The 18299-nt window shown below is 60.4% G+C and carries 19 protein-coding genes and 1 pseudogene; 3 read left to right on the plus strand and 17 right to left on the minus strand.

Annotated features, from left to right (window positions below):
- Positions 1-56 precede the first annotated feature (56 nt).
- Positions 57-655, plus strand: a pseudogene (locus HPTL_RS05530) (glutathione binding-like protein); the annotation flags it as partial.
- A 33-nt stretch (positions 656-688) separates the two neighbouring features.
- Positions 689-1444: an S-methyl-5'-thioinosine phosphorylase gene (locus HPTL_RS05535; RefSeq protein WP_119335077.1), complete on the plus strand. Its 756-nt coding sequence runs from the start codon at positions 689-691 to the stop codon at positions 1442-1444.
- A gap of 63 nt (positions 1445-1507) precedes the next feature.
- On the opposite strand, the gene HPTL_RS05540 is transcribed toward HPTL_RS05535, so the two are convergent.
- From HPTL_RS05540 to hisB, 16 genes are all read right to left on the minus strand, one after another.
- Positions 1508-2644 carry an ABC transporter permease gene (locus HPTL_RS05540; protein WP_119335078.1) on the minus strand — a complete coding sequence of 379 codons (1137 nt, stop codon included), beginning with the start codon at positions 2642-2644 and terminating at the stop codon, positions 1508-1510.
- Between the two features lie 3 nt (positions 2645-2647).
- Positions 2648-5503: a ribosome-associated ATPase/putative transporter RbbA gene (gene rbbA, locus HPTL_RS05545; RefSeq protein WP_119335079.1), complete on the minus strand. Its 2856-nt coding sequence runs from the start codon at positions 5501-5503 to the stop codon at positions 2648-2650.
- Positions 5493-6569, minus strand: coding sequence for an HlyD family secretion protein (locus HPTL_RS05550; RefSeq protein ID WP_119335080.1), 1077 nt, complete (start codon positions 6567-6569; stop codon positions 5493-5495). Before HPTL_RS05550 ends, rbbA begins: the two co-directional genes overlap by 11 nt.
- A gap of 227 nt (positions 6570-6796) precedes the next feature.
- Positions 6797-8431 carry an AAA family ATPase gene (locus HPTL_RS05555; RefSeq protein WP_119335081.1) on the minus strand — a complete coding sequence of 545 codons (1635 nt, stop codon included), beginning with the start codon at positions 8429-8431 and terminating at the stop codon, positions 6797-6799.
- A gap of 64 nt (positions 8432-8495) precedes the next feature.
- On the minus strand, positions 8496-9779 hold the full coding sequence (locus HPTL_RS05560; RefSeq protein ID WP_119335082.1) for a Y-family DNA polymerase: 1284 nt from the start codon (positions 9777-9779) through the stop codon (positions 8496-8498).
- 42 nt (positions 9780-9821) lie between these two features.
- Positions 9822-10121, minus strand: coding sequence for a LexA family protein (locus tag HPTL_RS05565; protein ID WP_119335083.1), 300 nt, complete (start codon positions 10119-10121; stop codon positions 9822-9824).
- A 108-nt stretch (positions 10122-10229) separates the two neighbouring features.
- Positions 10230-11060: a twin-arginine translocase subunit TatC gene (gene tatC, locus HPTL_RS05570; RefSeq protein WP_119335084.1), complete on the minus strand. Its 831-nt coding sequence runs from the start codon at positions 11058-11060 to the stop codon at positions 10230-10232.
- Positions 11057-11677, minus strand: coding sequence for a Sec-independent protein translocase protein TatB (gene tatB, locus HPTL_RS05575; protein WP_119335085.1), 621 nt, complete (start codon positions 11675-11677; stop codon positions 11057-11059). Before tatB ends, tatC begins: the two co-directional genes overlap by 4 nt.
- Positions 11678-11696: 19 nt before the next feature.
- Entirely contained in the window at positions 11697-12008 is a 312-nt protein-coding gene (gene tatA, locus HPTL_RS05580; protein ID WP_119335086.1) for a Sec-independent protein translocase subunit TatA, read from the minus strand.
- A 47-nt stretch (positions 12009-12055) separates the two neighbouring features.
- On the minus strand, positions 12056-12421 hold the full coding sequence (locus HPTL_RS05585) for a histidine triad nucleotide-binding protein (RefSeq protein WP_119335087.1): 366 nt from the start codon (positions 12419-12421) through the stop codon (positions 12056-12058).
- Positions 12422-12445: 24 nt separating this feature from the next.
- Complete coding sequence (locus HPTL_RS05590; protein WP_119335088.1) at positions 12446-12808, minus strand: phosphoribosyl-ATP diphosphatase; 363 nt, start codon at positions 12806-12808, stop codon at positions 12446-12448.
- Complete coding sequence (hisI, locus tag HPTL_RS05595; protein ID WP_119335089.1) at positions 12805-13266, minus strand: phosphoribosyl-AMP cyclohydrolase; 462 nt, start codon at positions 13264-13266, stop codon at positions 12805-12807. The genes HPTL_RS05590 and hisI overlap by 4 nt, the downstream gene beginning before the upstream one ends.
- A complete protein-coding gene (hisF, locus tag HPTL_RS05600; RefSeq protein WP_119335090.1) occupies positions 13260-14021 on the minus strand; it encodes an imidazole glycerol phosphate synthase subunit HisF in 762 nt (253 codons plus the stop codon). Before hisF ends, hisI begins: the two co-directional genes overlap by 7 nt.
- Positions 14018-14797, minus strand: coding sequence for a 1-(5-phosphoribosyl)-5-[(5-phosphoribosylamino)methylideneamino]imidazole-4-carboxamide isomerase (gene hisA / locus HPTL_RS05605; RefSeq protein ID WP_119335091.1), 780 nt, complete (start codon positions 14795-14797; stop codon positions 14018-14020). The genes hisF and hisA overlap by 4 nt, the downstream gene beginning before the upstream one ends.
- A gap of 11 nt (positions 14798-14808) precedes the next feature.
- Positions 14809-15468, minus strand: a complete 660-nt coding sequence (gene hisH / locus HPTL_RS05610) for an imidazole glycerol phosphate synthase subunit HisH (protein ID WP_119335092.1) — start codon at positions 15466-15468, stop codon at positions 14809-14811.
- A gap of 12 nt (positions 15469-15480) precedes the next feature.
- Complete coding sequence (gene hisB, locus HPTL_RS05615) at positions 15481-16080, minus strand: imidazoleglycerol-phosphate dehydratase HisB (RefSeq protein ID WP_119335093.1); 600 nt, start codon at positions 16078-16080, stop codon at positions 15481-15483.
- Between the two features lie 80 nt (positions 16081-16160).
- Between hisB and hisC the strand changes: the two genes are divergently transcribed.
- Positions 16161-17243 (plus strand): histidinol-phosphate transaminase, encoded by a 1083-nt coding sequence (gene hisC / locus HPTL_RS05620; RefSeq protein ID WP_119335094.1) that lies wholly within the window; start codon positions 16161-16163, stop codon positions 17241-17243.
- A 1-nt stretch (position 17244) separates the two neighbouring features.
- Here the strand turns inward: hisC and HPTL_RS05625 are convergent, their stop codons facing one another.
- Positions 17245-18258 (minus strand): DUF3592 domain-containing protein, encoded by a 1014-nt coding sequence (locus HPTL_RS05625; protein ID WP_119335095.1) that lies wholly within the window; start codon positions 18256-18258, stop codon positions 17245-17247.
- Between the last annotated feature and the right edge of the window lie 41 nt (positions 18259-18299).

Here is an 18299-nt window from a genome sequence, read left to right on the forward strand (position 1 = left end):
ATTCCGGCGCGTTGCCGTTGTCGCAGCGGCCAAAATGCCGTCTCGACTGATTGGTCCTGGCGATTTCCCCGAACAACCGGATGCCTGCGATCATCGACCATGCGCCTGCCGATGGCGGTGCGCCGATCTCCGTTTTCGAATCGGGCGCGATTCTGGTCTATTTGGCAGAAAAGATGGACGCTTTCTGCCTACGGCGCCACGGCCGCGCAAGACGGTACTCGAATGGCTGTTTTGGCAAGTGGGCGGGCTTGGCCCGATGGCGGGACAAAACCACCATTTCGTCCAATACGCCCCCGAATCGATCCCGTACGCGATCGACCGCTATGTGCGCGAAACGAGCCGCCTCTACGCCGTGCTCGACCGTCGTCTTGCCGAAGTCGAGTGGGTCGCCGGGGACTACTCCATTGCGGATATGGCGATCTATCCGTGGATCGTCCCGCACGAACGGCAACGGCAAAACCTCGACGATTTCCCCAACCTCAAGCGTTGGTTCCAGCAGATGCAGGCACGACCGGCGGTCGCCCGTGCCTACGCCCGCGGAGAACCGTGGGCGAAACGGGGCGCGGTGACCGAGGAAGGGAAAGCGATCCTTTTCGGTCAGTCTGCGGAACAGCTGAAAGCGGTCACCCCCCCGAAGCGCTCCGAGACCGGGTAAAATCGCAGCTTTCGGACATCAGGGGGCAGGCCCATGCTGGCAGTGATTGGCGGTAGTGGTCTTTCGAATCTGACGAATCTCGAACGGCTTGGGCAGCGGGTCGTACGAACCCCCTACGGCGAACCGTCCGGCGTCCTCACCTTCGGCCGTCTGGGCTGTGAAGAGATCGTTTTCATTGCCCGCCACGGCTACGGCCATACGATCGCCCCCCACCAGATCAACTACCGCGCCAACCTGTGGGCGTTGAAACACGTTGGGGTGACGCGCGTGATCGCAGTGGCGTCCGTGGGGGGCATCGCACCACATCTGCCCCCAGGAACGCTGGTCGTGCCGCATCAGATCATCGACTATACGTGGGGGCGGGTGTGCACCTTTTACGACGGCCCCGACGACCCCGTGGTCCATATCGACTTCACCCAACCCTTTACGCCGTCACTTCGCACGGCGCTCTTACAAGCGGCAACCGAATGTCAAGAGCCGGTTGTCGATGGCGCCGTCTATGCCTGTACGCAAGGGCCACGGCTGGAAACCGCAGCGGAAATCGAGCGGTTGGCGCGGGATGGTGCCGAGCTCGTTGGAATGACCCTGATGCCAGAGGCGGTGCTTGCCCGTGAAATCGGACTCGAATACGCGGCGTTGAACGTCGTCGCCAATTGGGCAGCCGGGCGGGGCGACGCGAAAGAACGGATCGCGTTCGACGCGTTGGAGCGCGAACTCGAACGAGCGATTGGTCGCGCGAAACGCATTCTCGAAGCGTTTTGTCATCTGTGCTCCACACCAAACGGTTAGCATTTGCGAACTGAGCGCCTGCGGTTTAGAGCAAAACATCGTATCCGGAATAAACCCGTCGCTTTAGCGCAAGCTCGCGCGGAATCGCTTGAGTGCTATCGTGAAAAAGAACGCGCCCAGCAGCAGTGTCATCGCAAGGTCCAGCCAAACACTGCTTAGCGGCACGTTCCGATAAAGCAACCCTTGCGCCAAGCGGACGAAGTAGGTGTTGGGCGCGGCGAGCATGATCTGCTGCACCAATTCCGGCATGCTTTCGCGCGGCGTGACCGCACCGGAAAGCAGTTGTAACGGAATCACCACCAAGATCACCAAGAGCCCGAACTGCGGCATCGAACGGGCAATGGTTGCCAACAAAACGCCCAATGAAGCGGCGGCAAACTGGAAAAACGCAGCGGCGACGAGAAAGCGCAGCACACTCGCCGCGGTGATGGGAACCCCCAGCACCCCCTGAACGACCAGCCACAGCGAAATCGAAACACCGATCAGCACCACGATGCCGTTTGCGACGATCTTCGCCACCAGGATCTGCCACGGGTGGAGCGGCAGCACCAAGAGGTGTTCGATCGTACCGTGTTCCCGTTCGCGGATCAGCGCCGCCCCCACCAGGACCACGGTGAGGATCGTCACCATGTTGATGATCTCCATCACACCGCCGAACCACAGGCCGGTCAGATTGGGGTTGAAACGAACCCGCACCACCAAGTCGACCGGTTGCGGCGGCAGCAGCGCCTGTCCCTCGGCCCATTGGCGAATCGTCTCGCTGACGATTTGTGTGAGATAGGTCTGCCCCAGAAATGCTTGGGTCATCACCGTCGCGTCGATCCACAGGGCGATTTCGGTGGGACGGCGGGCAATGAGATCGGCCTGGAAATCAGGAGGAATGACCAGCACGAAACTGACCTCGCCGCGATCCAGGAGCAAATCGACCTCGTCCCAGTTGATAAACCGCGGAGGAAGAAACTGGGGCAGGCGTATCGCTGCAGCGATGCGCGCCGAGAGCGCAGAGTGGTCGTGGTCGACGATCGCGATCGGCGCGTTGTGCAACTCTTTGGAAACGCCAGTAGCGGCAGCGTAGATTGCGCCGGTGAAGGCCCAAACGATGAGCACGAGCAGTACGCGGTCTCGCCCCAGACTTTGCAGCTCTTTGGCGATCAGCGCAAGGACCGGTCGGAGGAGGGAAACCGTTTCGTCGTTCGCCATCGTTTACGCTTCCTGCTTGGGCAGGCGCCAGATCGCCACAGCACTGGTGACGAGCGTAAAGAGCGCCAACCAGATGAGTTCGTGGGCCAATGTCTCGCCGTCGAGCGCTTTGGTGATCACCCCACGACTGATCGTCAAATAGTGGCTGACCGGAAAGCCTTCTCCGATCCACCGCGCAATTCCTTCACTTGCCGAAACTGGCGTGGTCAGGCCGGAAAACTCGATGCTGGGGAGCATCGTCAAGATGGCGGTGCCAAAGAGCGCGGCCACCTGCGTGCGCGTCACTGTCGAGATCAGCAAGCCAAAGCTGGTCGTCGCCAGAAGGTAAAGGAGCGTCGCTGCGGCCAGGAAGAGGAGGTCTCCTTTGAGGGGAACCCCATACCCCCAACGGGTCTGCACCAGGAGCAGCAAAAAGGCGACGAACGAGACAGCTATGTACGGCAGCTGTTTGCCCACAAGGAACTCGGCGCGCCGCAGCGGTGTGACGTAGAGATTCACGATACTGCCCAATTCCTTTTCGCGGACGACGGCCAGCGCGGTGAGGATCGCGGGAATGAAGATGAGCAGCAAGGGGATCACTGCGGGCGCCATCGCATTCACCGAACGCAGTTCGGGGTTGTAGCGATAGCGTACGGCTAGCTGAATCGGAAGTGTGGCATCGACACCGCGGCTCAGTTGTTGCCATTGCGCGAGGATGGCCTGATGAACCGCGAGGGCATACCCTCGCGCGGTCTCGCCCCGAAAAGGCATCGAACCGTCGATCCACACGCCCAGTTCGACGCGCCTGCCGCGATGAAGATCTGCGCCGAACCCTGGGGGAAAGGCATAACCCACTGCAGCGCTGCCGTTCTGAAGCGCAGCCTGGAGCGCATCAAGGGTGGGAGCGGTGCCGATCACTTCGAATTCCCGTGTCGCGTCGAGTTGCGCGATGTAATCGTGGCTTTCTGTACTCTGATCGGCGTCATAAACTACGACGGGGAGGCGATCGACATCGAGGGAAATGCCACTGGCCAAAACGAACATCAATACGACCGCACCCAAAAGAGCGAAGAGCAGCCGGATGGGGTCCCGCATCAGTTCCCGCGACTCTCGCTTGGCCACGCTCGCCAGTCGCCGGAGGGAAAAACGTGGCTGGCGACGACGCATAGAGTCCGAATCGGTCGATTGCCGCTGAGGCTCGATCCGGTTTGGGGCCTGCTCTGCCATACGCGCCGGGGATGGGTTCTCGTTCTGTACCCGAGCCGTAGGTGGCGCCGCTTCGCCCCGTTGCGCCTCTTCTGCTTCGAGCGCCCGGATGAACGCCGTTTCCAACGAATCTGCCTGATAGTGCGCGATGATCCGATCTGGCGTATCCTGAATCAAAACCTTGCCAGCGTGCATCAAGGAGATGCGGTCGCATCGCATCGCTTCGTTCATGAAGTGGGTGGAGAGAAAGATCGTTACCCGTTCACGACGCGAAAGGGTGTAGAGCAACGCCCAAAATTGGTCCCGCGCAACGGGGTCGACGCCCGAGGTCGGTTCGTCGAGGATCAGGATTTTGGGTCGGTGGAGCACCGCGACGGCGAGCGACAAGCGCTGTTTGACGCCCAAAGGGAGCGACTCAGCCGTGTGATCCCGATAGCGGGTCAGGTCGAATTGACTGAGGAGGGATTCGATCCGTTCGTGCGCCTCATGTTCCGGCATTTGGAAAATGCGCGCGTGCAGCCACAGGTTGGGCTCGACGCTCAATTCCTGATAGAGGGAAAATTGTTGCGTCATGTAGCCGACCAGGCGCCGCGTGGCCAAATCATTGGGTGCGAGCGGCTTGCCAAAAAGGCGAGACTCCCCCTCGGTGGGCGGCAAGAGCCCAGTGAGCATCTTCATCGTGGTGGTCTTGCCGCAGCCGTTCGAACCCAGAAAACCAAAGATTTCGCCTTCGCGAATGGCGAATGAGACGTGATCGACTGCGGTGAAGTCGCCGAACCGTTGGGTGAGCCCTTCGGCGGCGATGACGATGGGGCGTTCGTCTGCAGTGCTTGGGGCCTCTTCGTGCGCTTCACGCGGTGTGATGGATGCGGTTTCGGACGAAGGGGTGCGCGACACCGTGCGGTCGTCGTGCGCATGGGTCATCAATCGGGCAAATGCGGCCTCGAGCGACTGTGTGTGTGTCGCCTGCTTGAGCGCTTCCGCGTCTCCTTGACCGATGATCCGACCGCCATAAAGCGCCAACAGGTGCGCAAACCGTTCTGCCTCTTCCATGTACGCGGTGGCGACGATCACGCGCAGTTGCGGCCGTTCTGCCTGAAACTGTGTGATCAAGTTCCAGAAACGGCGGCGGGAGAGGGGGTCGACCCCGGTGGTGGGTTCGTCGAGGATCAGCCAATCGGGATCGTTGATGAGCGCACAACAGAGCGAGAGCTTCTGCTTCATCCCGCCGGAGAGTTTTCCCGCGGGGCGGTCGCGAAAGCGCCAGAGATCAGTGGCGGTGAGCAGGCGTTCGATCGTTTGTGAGCGGTACGGCTCCGTGAGCGCGAAGAGATCGGCAAAATGGGTGACGTTTTCCCAAACGGAGAGGGTGGGGTAGAGATTTTTACCGAGCCCCTGAGGCATGTACGCGATGCGTTCTTGAAGACGCTGCCGATCCTGCCGCACGTGCAGATCGTAACCGTCGAAGCGAATGGTCCCGTGTTGCAGCCGCTTTGCCGTTGCCAAAAGTCCCAACAGGGTCGATTTGCCCACCCCGTCGGGTCCGATCACGCCATAGGTGCGTGCAGGAGGGAGCGTCAGCTCGGGAACGGACAGGGCGACCGTCTCACCGTAGCGGTGCGTGACGTTGCGCAGAACGATGAGAGGTTGGTCGGTAGCTGCCTCAGCGTGCATCGTCGTCGTGTCGCGGTTTCGCCGTTCCTTCGGTGACCAGAATGCGGGCGACCGCCGGAAGCCCCCCGAAAAGGGCATCCCGATGCTGCGCAAGCCACTGCGCGTCGGCCGCTACCCGCACGCGGAAGCTCAGTTTGGCGCGTTCGTCTGCGGTTTCGACAAATTTGGGGGTGAATTGCGCTTCGGGAGAGACGAACACGACACGCGCGGGGATGACGCGATCGGCTGGCCAACCTTCGGGTGCGATCTCTGCGGGCTGCCCCAGCGCGACATCGCGCATTTGGGCGGGGGTCAAAAAGATGTCGATGTAGAGATCGAGCGGGTCTACGAGGGAAATCAGGGTAGCACCGGCGGGAACCACCTCACCAGGGAGCACGTAGCGCTTGAGCACCCGCCCCGCGATCGGGCTCAACACTTGGGTGTCGGCCAGCTTGCTGTCGATGACGTTGAGCTGCGCTTTGGCCGCGTCGACCTGCGCGGCAGCAAGTGCCACCCGTTTCTCTGCGAGGTCGAGCGCGGTTTGGGCGTTGATCCACGCGGTACGGGCACGGTCGAGCTGATCTGCCGAGGCGAATTTCTGTTGCCGTAACTCTTGTGTACGTTGGTAGCTTGCGCGCGCCAGTTCCAAATCGGCTGCTGCTTTGCGGCGTGCTGCTTGGGCTTCGGCGTAGGCGCGTTCGGCAACGGTCACTTGCGCTTCCAGAGCTTCGCGTTGCGCTTTCAGTTCGTTGCTATCGAGCGTGACCAGAAGTTGATCTTTCTCGACCCAGTCGCCTTCGCGTACGGTCACCGAAATAACTTTTCCGGGAATTTTGCTCGCCAGGTCATACTGGCGCAGTTCGAGCCGGCCGTTTCCTATGGGTACATGCTCAGCGGTTTGACCGCGCAGCCAGCCGCGTTCGATCAGTCGCGCTTTGAGCCGTTGCCATGGGGTCGGAGTCTCAGTGGTATCGGCGGCTACGGAAGAACCGAGCCAAGAAGCACAGAACACCGCCGCGACCAGCGCGGCACGGAACCGGATGCGCGGGCCGGTTTGATGTTGCGCCAAGAGGGGTTGACCGAACATGAAGTGCTGGACTCGATTATGAACCTGCGGTCATTATAGCGCTGATATTGGCAGATGAAAAACGGGCTGGGTCACCTGGAATCATTTGGGCGTGTAACGTGATAATATGTATTATGTAAAATTAGAACAGTAGGAAAGCACGGAGCAGTCCGGCATGGGTATAAGGATTGCACGGCCCGATTACGCGGTTCGGTACATCGTTGGCTCTCCGCATCACCGGAGCGCCCCTACATCCCCCACACGCCGATCGTTTGCCCCGGTTTTCCGGGCCACGGGTATTCGCGCTGCCAGATGCGCGCTTCCCACGGGATGCCGTCGCGGCGGTCGAATACCACCAGATAGGCTTCCTCGGCCCCCGAACGGTCGGCGTAGTCGGCTACTTGGGCAATTCCCTCGGTCACGACTGCCTCCGGGTTTTTGCCGTTGCGTACGAGTTTGCATTCGATCACCCCTTTTTGTTTCGGTCCCAACAACCCTTGGTCAGGGTCGAGCGGCCATTCGATCAAGAGGTCGGTGCGTTTGCGTCCCAGCCCGTATTCGCGGTTGATACGCCCGCCGCCATTGACGATGCGTTGCAAGAAGGCTTGCAACAGGAGTTGCGGGCCTGCTTCGCGATAGGAGAAGCCTTGCAGCCACGCGTCGGAGTGTTCGCGGAAAAACTCTTGGAACGCGGTGAGGAGTTTCGGGATCTGCAGGCGGTGGGTGGCTGGGTCGACGTACCACGCCGTTTCGTGGGTGATATAGACCTGTTTGGTCCAGGTGAGTTCGCGTGGGATCACTTCGCGGTAGATGCGGTTGCTGATGCGCACCATCGGCCGCACCGCAATCAGCCCCAGGTCATAGACGTATTGCAGATCGTCCGGGGCGATCTCTTCCGAGAGCGCCGCCGGGTCGGCTTCGCTTTCGAGGATCGCCGCGATCACCCGATGAACCCGCGGCTCGGAGAGTTTGTCGGCGAGCTGGTCGAGGTGGGTCGCGCGCGATTGGATGAGCCGTTCGCGTGCCAGTTGGTAGCGTTCGAGCGTCACCGGCGCCGTCCGGTCGGCGCGTAGCGTTTTGTCTTTCCAGGTGCATTCGTGCCCGAGCGCATTGACGAGCCACGGTTGCCCTTCGGTGTCGAGCCAGAGGGGCTCCCAGATCGCGTCGTCGAAGCGTTGCCCGGTGGCCTCGGTGTGTTGCAACCACAGCGCTTTGGTTTCGTCGAAGGTGAAGTTTCCCAAACGCAGCGATTCGGCTTTGATGTTGAACGCCGAACCGCCGGTGATCACCTCTTGGCCGGGGGTGTGGATGCGGTAGTCGCGCACGTCGCGCACGCCGCACAGGATCACCGATTGCGGAAACGCCCGTGGCCGCTGGGTGTAACCAGCACGCAGTTGCCTGAGGAGCGAAACCAGGGTGTCGCCAACGAGGGCGTCGACTTCGTCCAACAAGAGTACGGCCGGCCGCTCTGGCTCTTGCACACTCCAGTAAGTGAGCAGACGAGTCACCAGTTCTTCGGGTGCGACGCCCTGCCCTTCTCCGTGCAGCAGCCATTGGTCGAGGGTGGCGTTGCCCAAAGCGATCGACGCTGAGCGGGCGATGGCGCTCGCCACCGCGGTGATGCCGCGCGCCACATCGTTGCGTGCCGCTTGCGCGGTTTCGATGTTGGCGTAGAGCGCGCGATAGCGTCCTGTGCGGTTGAGATGATCCGTAAGCGCCAAAAGGCAGGTGGTCTTGCCGGTTTGCCGCGGCGCGTGCAGCACAAAGTAGCGCTCCTGCGCGATCAGCATCTCCACCTCAGGGAGGTCAATCCGCTTGAGGGGGTCGATCATGTAGTGCAAGTGCGGCTTCGACGGGCCAGCGGTGTTGAACTGTTTTTCCATTTTGTGATGGCGTTGCGTTTTCGTATGGATTCCTTCATTATGCCGTAAAGCACGCTTGTGGTGATCACACCACCGGCAACGCACGCCAATCGGTGGTGTAATTGGGCGAGCGTCGGGTTTGCCGCATCTGCCAGCCACGCTGGTACGCTGCGGCAAGGGTCACGGTGTTGCGGCCGAAGCGGCGGTTGATCGCATCAAGCGCTGCCATCGTTTGTTGCCGCTCAGCCCAACGCGGAAGGAGTTCAGCGGTGAAGAGGTCGGGTTGCCACGTTCCGTTGGGGATGAGTTCGAACAGGACCACGCCTGCTTTTTTGTAGCGGTAACCGGGGCGAAAAAGGCGCGCCGCAAGCCGGTTGGCGGTTTTGGCGAGCGTGATCGCATCGTCACACGGCAGCGGCAACGGTTCGCTCGAGAACGGATGGTAATAGTGCCCGGGATCGAACGGATTGGTCTCGAGGAAACACCCCACTTCCCGAGCCAACCAGCCGTGGGCGCGGAGCTTTTCACTGGCTGCGGTCGCGAACGCGGTGAGTGCGGATCCTAGCGTTTCGAGTGAGGTCACGCGCGTACCGAACGAGCGGGAAACGACCAGTTGCTTCTGGACGATCGGGGCCTCTGCCCATTCGAGCGCCGGTTCACCGCGTAGTTCCTGGGCGGTGCGCGCCAGGACCACGGAAAAGCGGCGCCGCACCCAAGTTGGGTCCGCAGCGGCGAGCGCGCCGGCTGTGGTGATTCCCACTGCAGCCAATTGCCGGGCCAGACGCTTGCCAACGCCCCAGACTTCGTCGACCGGGATCGTGTTGAGAAGCGCATCGCGGGCGGCGTTTCCCCACGTGCTCAGGTCACAAACACCGCCCTCGCCTGCCCAGCCCTTTTTCGCACAGGCGTTGGCGAGTTTCGCAAGGGTCTTCGTAGGACCGATGCCGACGCAAACCGGTAGCCCAAGCTGACGGCGGATTTCGCGTCGGATTCGTTTGCCGTGCGCGATGCGCGCTTCGGGTGGAAACAGGGAAAAGTCGAGAAAGCATTCGTCGATCGAATAGACCTCTTGCCGTGGCGCGAGCGTTGCTAAGAGCGCCATCACGCGATTCGACAGGTCGCCATAGAGGGTGTAATTCGACGACAGCGCTACGATGCCCAGCTGCGCCGCGCTGGGTTCCAATTCGAACCACGGCTGCCCCATGTGAACGCCGAGCGCTTTGGCTTCGTTGCTGCGGGCGACCACGCAGCCGTCGTTGTTCGACAATACCACGACTGGCCGCCCTTCGAGTTTCGGGTTGAAGAGGCGTTCACAGGAGACGTAGAAGTTGTTGCAATCGACGAGCGCCCAGATGGTTGGTTGCGTCATCAATGCCTCCCAGTGCCTCACACTACGCTTGTAGTTGCGCCGCTAGCGAAGCTTGCGTGCGATGCCGACCACCACGCCCCAGACCATGAGGGGTTGTCCCCGTTCGACACAGCGTACGGCAAACGACCCCGCTTCCACTGCGATCACCCAATCGCCGACCTTGGGTGTCACGGCGCGATCGACGATCAAGATGTCGCCTGGGTGGATTCCGTGCGCGATCAGGGAATCTCCCCCGACACGCATGAAAAAGGTTGCCAGCGGATGCGCGATCAGGTAACGATCGAGACTGAGGGGTTTTTCCCACTCGTGCTCCGCAGGCGATGGAAAACCGGTACTGTACATAATTACAGTATTATACGCCGAAAAAAGCGGACTGTGTGCATACCAGCCCGTTTCTATGCCGCTTGCTGCGTGGGCAGTCGCTACAGCGAAGCGGCACAGGGAGGGAAATTACGTTTTCTTACCGTCAATTTTCTCCAGCTGATCGAGTTCGCGATCCAAGTCGGCCTCCGTTGGTGCTTGATAGGTTGGAACCGGGAGGCCCTCTTCCGTTTCGCTTTCTTGTTGGCGTTTCGCGGTGAAACGCACGTAGAGGAGCCCCAGTTCGTAGAGCAAAATGATGGGCACGGCGAGCATGAGTTGCGAGATCACGTCGGGTGGCGTGACGATCGCGGCGATCACGAACGCGCCGACGATCACGTAGGGTCGTGCGGCAACCAGTTGCTCATGCTCGACGACGCCCATGCGCGCCAGAAGTGCGACGGCAACCGGCACTTCGAACGCGACGCCGAACGCGACGAACATCGTCATCACAAAGCTCAGGTACTGTTCGATGTCCGGCGCAAGCTGGACGCTTTGCGGTGCGAAATCGGCGATGAAGCGAAAAACCGTTTTGAAGACGAAGAAGTAACAAAACGCCATGCCCAAAAGGAAGAGCAGCGACGAGGTTACGATAAGCGGTAGGATCAACCGCTTTTCGTGCGCGTAGAGCCCTGGCGCGACGAACGCCCAGATCTGATAGAGCACATAAGGCAACGAAACGAGGAACGCCAACAAGAGCGTGACTTTTACGGGGACGAAGAACGGCGTGACAACACCGGTTGCGATCATCGTCGTTCCCTGCGGCAGCGTTTGGATCATCGGCAATGCCAACAGGTCGTACCAGAAATTCGCCCATGGCAACAGCACGACAGCCGTAAGGATCACAGCGAGCGCAGCGCGCAGCAGCCGGTCGCGCAACTCGACGAGATGCGAAATGAAAGTTTCTTGTTGCTCGTTCATCGACGCAACCCGTTATTGAGCAACGTCTTCGCGGATTCGACAGACGGGGGTTCGAGGGAAGTGGGCGAAGCCTCGACTTCGGCAGACGAGTCGTTGGGAGGCGATGTTGACGCTTTCGGCGTGGGTGCTGCTGTGTTTCGGTTGAGGGCTTCTGCCGGGGGGATGGGCACCTCGGTTGCGGCCGTTACGGGTGGCGGCTCCGGCAAGGAACCGGTTGCGGTGATCTGGGTAGCAGCAAGAGCGGAAGCCGGTGCGCTTTTTGCGGTCGTAGCGTCCGACTTCACAGTGGAGACGTCCGGTTCCCCGGCAAGCGCTGTCATCTCTGCTTCGTCGAGCGTTTTTTTGGCATCCTGCACGCTCGACTGCACTTGCGCAAGCTGTTGCTGCATTTCGCTTTCGAAAGCACGCGCTTGCGCCTGGATCTGTGTTTCCAGTTTTTTGAGTTCTTCGAGTTGGATTTCGCGTTCGATGTCCGCTTTGACGCTGGATGCATAGCGCTGCATCCGCCCCAACAGGTGGCCGACGGTGCGCGCCACCTTGGGCAGACGCTCTGGCCCCAGCACGATCAACGCGACCAGCGCAATGAGAACGAGCTCGGAGAAGCCGATATCGAACATCGGGTGTTAGCCCATTCCGTCAGGAAGAGCTTTTTTCGCGAATCTGGCCTTCGATGACCGTTGCGTCTTTCTCAGCAGCAGAACTGCCTGCCGCGTTCGCGGTGCTTGAGGGGTGCGCGGAAGACGCAGTTGCAGAGGGTTGCGCCTCTGTTTTCGCGACGACTGTGCCACCTTTTTCTTCGGCTTCGGCTTCGCCGCTCTTCATTCCCTCTTTGAAACCGCGAATCGCGCTACCCAAATCGTGGCCGATATTGCGCAACTTCTTGGTGCCAAACACCAAGATGACGATGAGCAGAACGACCAGCCAGTGCCAAATGCTGAAGGAACCCATTGTGTGTCTCCGCAAAAAAGGGTGTTCCGTGGATTATCCCACAAGCGTTACCATTTGACCATCGCTGGCAATACCTTGCTGCCGCCCAAAATATGGACGTGCAGGTGCATCACCTCTTGCCGCCCGATGCGACCCGTATTGATGATCGTACGCCAACCGTCGTCGAGTCCCAACGCGAGCGCCGCTTTGGTGGCGGCCACCATCACGCGACCGATCGTTTCGGTCTCGGCGTCGGTGAGTTCTTTGGTCGAGACGATGTGGCGTTTCGGAATCGCCAAGAGGTGCACTTCGGCTTGCGGGTTGATGTCGTGAAAAACGACGGCGTAGTCGTCCTCATAGACCTTTTTCGCGGGAATTTCCCCTTTGACGATCTTACAGAAGATGCAATTGGCGTCGAACTGCGTATCGCTCATCACGGAAGTCCTCCTTGGTTGCGCTCATTCTTTGGATGGGACCACGCTTTCCGCCGCCTGGGCTTGGGCAAGGCGTGCCCGTTTTTCGTCGATGCCGGAAACCCCTTCCCGGCGGCGGAATTCGGCCAGAATGTCCTCGACCGAAAGCCCCATGTGGGCAAGGAGCACCATCGTATGAAACCAGAGATCGGTCACCTCCCAAACCAGATGGAGGCGGTCGCCATCTTTCGCCGCCATGATGACTTCGGCAGCCTCTTCGGCGACTTTTTTGAGAATCGCGTCCGTGCCCTTTTGGTAGAGCTGGGAGACGTACGATTGAGTAGGTGGCGCTGCTTTGCGTTCCGCAAGGGTCTGGGAAACGCGCAGCAGCACTTCGTGATCGATCATCGGTAGATCTCCTTGGGATCTTTCAAAACCGGTAGTGTCGCACACCATCCGTGTTGTGGTGACCATTCGCGGTAAAAACAGCTTTTGCGCCCGGTGTGGCATGCGATGCCGCCTTGTTGGCGCACGCGCAAAAGCACGGCGTCGCCGTCGCAATCGAGGTGGACCGAGACGACCTGCTGTTCATGGCCCGACGATTCCCCTTTGCGCCACAGTTGCTGCCGCGAACGGGACCAATAGACCGCGCGCCCCGAATGCAGGGTTTCGGCAAGCGCTTCGCGGTTCATCCAGGCAACCATGAGCACCGTGCCGTCGTCTGCGTCCTGAGCGATCGCTGCGATCAGGCCATCTGCGCCCCATCGGACCGCGGCAAGTGCCGCTTCGATTGCCGCACTGTCGGCTTTTGCGGCGGGATTCGTGCCAACGGTTCCTTGGCGGTCGTTTGCTTCTGCCGCTACCATCGTACGGTCACCCCTGCTTCGGCCATCGCGGCTTTCGCTTGCTGAATCGTGTATTCGCCGAAATGGAAGATCGACGCGGCAAGGACCGCATCGGCGTGCCCTTCGGTTACCCCTTCCACCAGGTGGTGCAGCGTGCCGACGCCACCCGACGCGATCACCGGAACCGGTACTGCGTCCGAAACGGTTCGCGTGAGTTCGAGGTCGAAGCCCTGCTTGGTGCCGTCACGATCCATGCTGGTCAGCAGAATTTCGCCTGCGCCGAGTTCGCAAACGCGCACGGCCCATTCGACCGCGTCGAGTCCCGTGTCGCGGCGACCACCGTGGGTAAATACGTTCCAGCGCCCAGGGGCGACCGCTTTGGCGTCGATCGCGACGACGATCGCTTGCGAACCGACGCGATCCGCTGCACGGGCAATGAGCGTGGGATCTTGCACCGCAGCGGTGTTGATGCTGACCTTATCAGCACCGGCAAGGAGCAACCGCCGCACGTCTTCGACGCTGCGCACCCCACCGCCCACGGTGAAGGGGATAAAGACACATTCGGCAACCCGGGCGACGATGTCGAGCATGATCGCGCGCTCATCGCTCGATGCGGTGATGTCGAGGAAAGTGAGTTCGTCGGCGCCTTCCGCGTCGTAGCGCTGCGCGATCGCAACCGGGTCGCCCGCGTCACGCAGCCCAACGAAATTGACCCCTTTGACGACACGCCCAGCATGCACGTCCAGGCAAGGAATCACGCGTTTGGCAAGCGTCACCGTGGCTGCTCCGCGTTCCCGTTCTTGCGTGCCTCGCACAGCAGATCGGCCCGTTTTTGCGCGGCGGCGAAATCGAGCGTCCCTTCGTAGATCGCGCGTCCGGTGATCGCGCCTAGAATCCCTTCGTCGGCAACCGCGCACAAGGCTTCGACGTCAGCGAGTGACGCCACGCCCCCAGAGGCGATGATCCACGTTTTTTCCAGCGCTTGTGCCAGTCGAATCGTGGCGTCCACATTGACGCCGGTCAGCATTCCGTCGCGACCGATATCGGTATAGACGATCGCCTCGACGCCATAATCTTCGAATTTGCGCGCCAGATCGACGACGTCGTGCCCTGTGACCTTCGACCATCCGTCGGTGGCGACTTTTCCGGCTTTCGCGTCCAATCCAACCAGGATGTGTCCGGGAAACGCGACGCAAGCGTCTTGCACCAAGCCAGGATTTTTGACCGCAGCGGTGCCAATGATGACGTAGTCGACCCCCATGTCGAGATAGCGTTCGATGGTGTCGAGATCGCGAATGCCGCCGCCCAACTGAACCGGGACTTCGTCCTCGGCCAGCTCTTCGAGAATGGCTTCGATCGCCTCAAGGTTTTTCGGGCGCCCTGCAAACGCGCCGTCGAGGTCGACCAAGTGAAGGCGCCGCGCGCCTTGGTCGACCCAATGGCGTGCCATCGCAGCAGGATCGTCGCTATAGACGGTGGCGTCACTCATGCGCCCTTGTTTCAGACGCACACATTGTCCATTTTTGAGGTCGATCGCCGGAATCAACAACATGGCGTGTAGTCCTACTGGGTGGATGAAACGGAAAAGGTTTGGGCCCAAGTCACGAATCGAGAAAGGAGTGCCAGCCCGGTTTCACCGCTTTTTTCCGGATGAAATTGCGTCGCGATCAGATTGCCGGTTGCCACCGCGCAGGTAAAGGGAATCCCGTATTCACAGGTAGCGAGGGTGACCGCGTCGTCCTCCGGAACGACGACGTAGCTGTGGACGAAATAGTAGCGTTTCCCGGTTTCGCTGGTGGGTAAAACGGGGTGGTCGCGGGTCACGGTGATGGTGTTCCAGCCCATGTGCGGCACCTTGAGGTGCGCATGCCCTGTTGCGAACATCTCGTTTTTGGGAAAGCGCACCACTTTCCCCGGTAAAATACCAAGTCCCGCAACGTCTCCTTCTTCCGAATGGGCAAAGAGGAGTTGCAGACCGACGCAGATGCCCAAGAAAGGACGGTTTGCGGCGGCCCATCGGACCGCGTCGGTAAGTTGCTGCGCGGTCAGAGCCGCAATGCAGTCGGCAAAAGAGCCCTGCCCAGGAAAGACCACCGCGTCGCTTTCATAGAACGCGTCAGCCGTGTGGGCGAGCGTCACTTGCGCATGCGGGGCCACATGTTCGAGCGCTTTTTGCACCGAACGCAAGTTCCCCATCCCATAATCGATCACGGCGATGCGCATCGCAATGGTTCCTCAGCCGGAAAGTGACCCTTTGGTCGAAGGAACCGACCCGGAGCGCCGCTCGTCGATGGCTACCGCAACGCGCAGCGCGCGACCGAACGCTTTGAAGAGCGTCTCTGCCTGGTGGTGGGCGTTGACGCCGTAGAGATTTTCGACATGGAGCGTGATCGCGGCGTGGTTGACGAAGCCTTGGAAGAATTCACGAACGAGCTGCGTGTCGAACCGGCCGATTTTTTCCGCGGTGAACCCGCAATGGAACGTGAGCATCGGTCGCCCGGAGAGGTCGACCACGACGCGGGAGAGCGCTTCGTCGAGCGGGACGTAGGCGTGGCCATAGCGGACGATTCCCCGTTTGTCGCCCAGCGCGCGGGCAAACGCTTGCCCCATCGTGATGCCGACATCTTCGACCGTGTGGTGGTCGTCGACGTGGGTGTCTCCACGCGCTTCGACGCGGAGATCGAACGCGCCATGACGGGCAATCTGGTCGATCATGTGATCCAAGAAGGGCACGCCGGTGGCGATGTGCGCTTTGCCGGAGCCGTCGAGATCGAGATGAACGGTGACGCTCGTCTCAAGGGTGGTGCGCGTCACCTCAGCATTTCGGGCAGTCATCACGTCCTGTATCGGCAAAAAAATCTTCGAGTCGCCATGATACCATTTTCCCGTTTGTCTCTATCCGTGCGCTGAGTATCATGCTCCAACCAAACGCTTCCTCTCCTTACTGGAACCCCCGCATTGCCTCGCTTTCCCCTTACACGCCCGGTGAGCAGCCACGCATTGCCAATCTCATCAAGCTCAACACCAACGAACTTCCCTACCCCCCTTCGCCCCGTGTGGTCGCGGCGATTCAACAGGAGCTGGGTGAGCCGCTCCGCCGTTACCCCGACCCTGAGGCGAAAGCGCTGCGTGAAGTATTGGCCCGACGCTATCGTGTCGATCCGTCATGGGTGTTCGTCGGTAATGGCTCCGATGAAGTGCTTGCGTTCGCCTTTCAAGGTTTGTTGGGCCACAGTGGCCCTGTGCGCTTTCCTGAAATCACCTACAGTTTCTATCCCGTCTATTGCGGGCTCTATGCGCTGCCGTTCGAGACAACCCCGCTCGACGAGGATTTCACGCTCGATTGCGCCGCGCTGAGGGCGGCTGGGCGTGGCGGCGTCGTTTTTCCCAACCCCAACGCGCCAACGGGCATTGCGCTACCCCTTGCCGAAGTGGAACGGATCGTAGCGGCGCATCAGGGAAAAGCGGTCGTGCTCGTCGACGAGGCGTACGTCGATTTCGGTTCGGAGAGCGCCGTGCCACTTACCCACCGCTACGACAATCTTTTGGTGGTCCAAACCTTTTCGAAAAGTCGTGCGCTGGCGGGGTTGCGTGTCGGTTTTGCGATCGGCCAACCGCCGCTCATCGAAGCGCTCACCCGGATCAAAGACAGTTTCAACTCCTACCCGCTCGACCGGTTGGCGCAAGCCGGAGCGATCGCGGCGCTCGAAGACGAAGCCTATTTCGAACAGACCCGGCAGGCTGTGATTGCGGAGCGTGAGCGCCTTGCTACCGCGCTCGCTGCGATGGGTTTTGTGGTGCTTCCCTCGAAAGCCAACTTCCTCTTTGCGCGCCATCCGTCGATCGGTGGCGCAGCGTTGGCGCAATCGCTTCGTGCCCGAGCGATTCTGGTGCGCCATTTCGCAAAACCGGAACGCATCGCGCCGTTTGTACGCATCACTGTGGGGGCACCCGAACAGAACGACGCGTTGCTTGCTGCGCTCAGAGCGATCGGATAATTCACCGGCGCGTCCGTTTCTGCAGCGCAACGCCAGATTCCGGTGCCGAAGCCCTGGCGCGGATCTTATGTTTGAGGTACCACAAAAATCCCACATCGATGAGCGTCAGCACCGCGACGATTTGCCCGATGAGCGAACCGAGCCCAAAAAACGTAACGATTCCGCTTGCAACCAGCAACCACGCCACGATCACTATCGTGATGATGCGCTCCTTCTGGCGCACCGCATCACGCTGACGTTCTTGTTCCTCTGGTCGCGAAATGGTGACGCGCGGTACTGGCTCTGGCGGTGTTTGGGCGCTTTTTGCAAAGGCTTTCGCAAACAGCCAGGCAAAGAGTGGTCCGATCAACGGAACGCCCAATAGTCCCACAGCCGCGCGCCCTTGCACAGCCTCCCACGCGACAGGGCTACTCAGCAAAACCCACAACACGGTGAAAACCAAAAAGAAACGCCGCGTTGCTTCGCGATTGAGCGTCCGCGAATCGGCACTCTGAGCCAAAGCCCCACCGTTGCCGGCAGGATCGGCTGGGTTTTTCGCAGCCAGAATCCAGTAGAACCCAGCAGTAAACAGAATGAAAACGACGCCCACCAAAACCCAAATGATCGACCCCCCTTCGAAGAGTCCAGGAACCAGCACAGCGAAAGCGGGATTGCTCGGGTCATAAAAGACTGTGACCTTCGTCCCGGGTTGATAGCGCGCTACGACTTCTTGTGCCCAACCGCGGGAGGAGCGCCCTTGTTCCTCCACCCAAATCCGGTGCCCCTCGTATTGCACGCCATCGACCGTGTAGCGATAGCGAACACGAGGGAAATAGCTGGCCGAATTGCGGCTCCGATGATAGTCAACCGATGACGCGATGACGGTCCCCACTGTCTGAGGCCATGACTCCGCTTGGTAAGCGATCCAGAGTTGCTGCCCACCATAGGCGATCAATACCAAGCCCACGATAACGAAAAGTAGGAGGAAAAAATCGAGGATTTTCGATTTCGTTCGGCGCAACCCTGGTTGGATCATGAGACTTTCCTTAACGCCAATCCCGAAGGCATCGCGTACCG

The sequence above is a fragment of the Hydrogenophilus thermoluteolus genome, from assembly GCF_003574215.1.
In the GTDB taxonomy this organism is placed as follows: Bacteria; Pseudomonadota; Gammaproteobacteria; order Burkholderiales; family Rhodocyclaceae; genus Hydrogenophilus; species Hydrogenophilus thermoluteolus.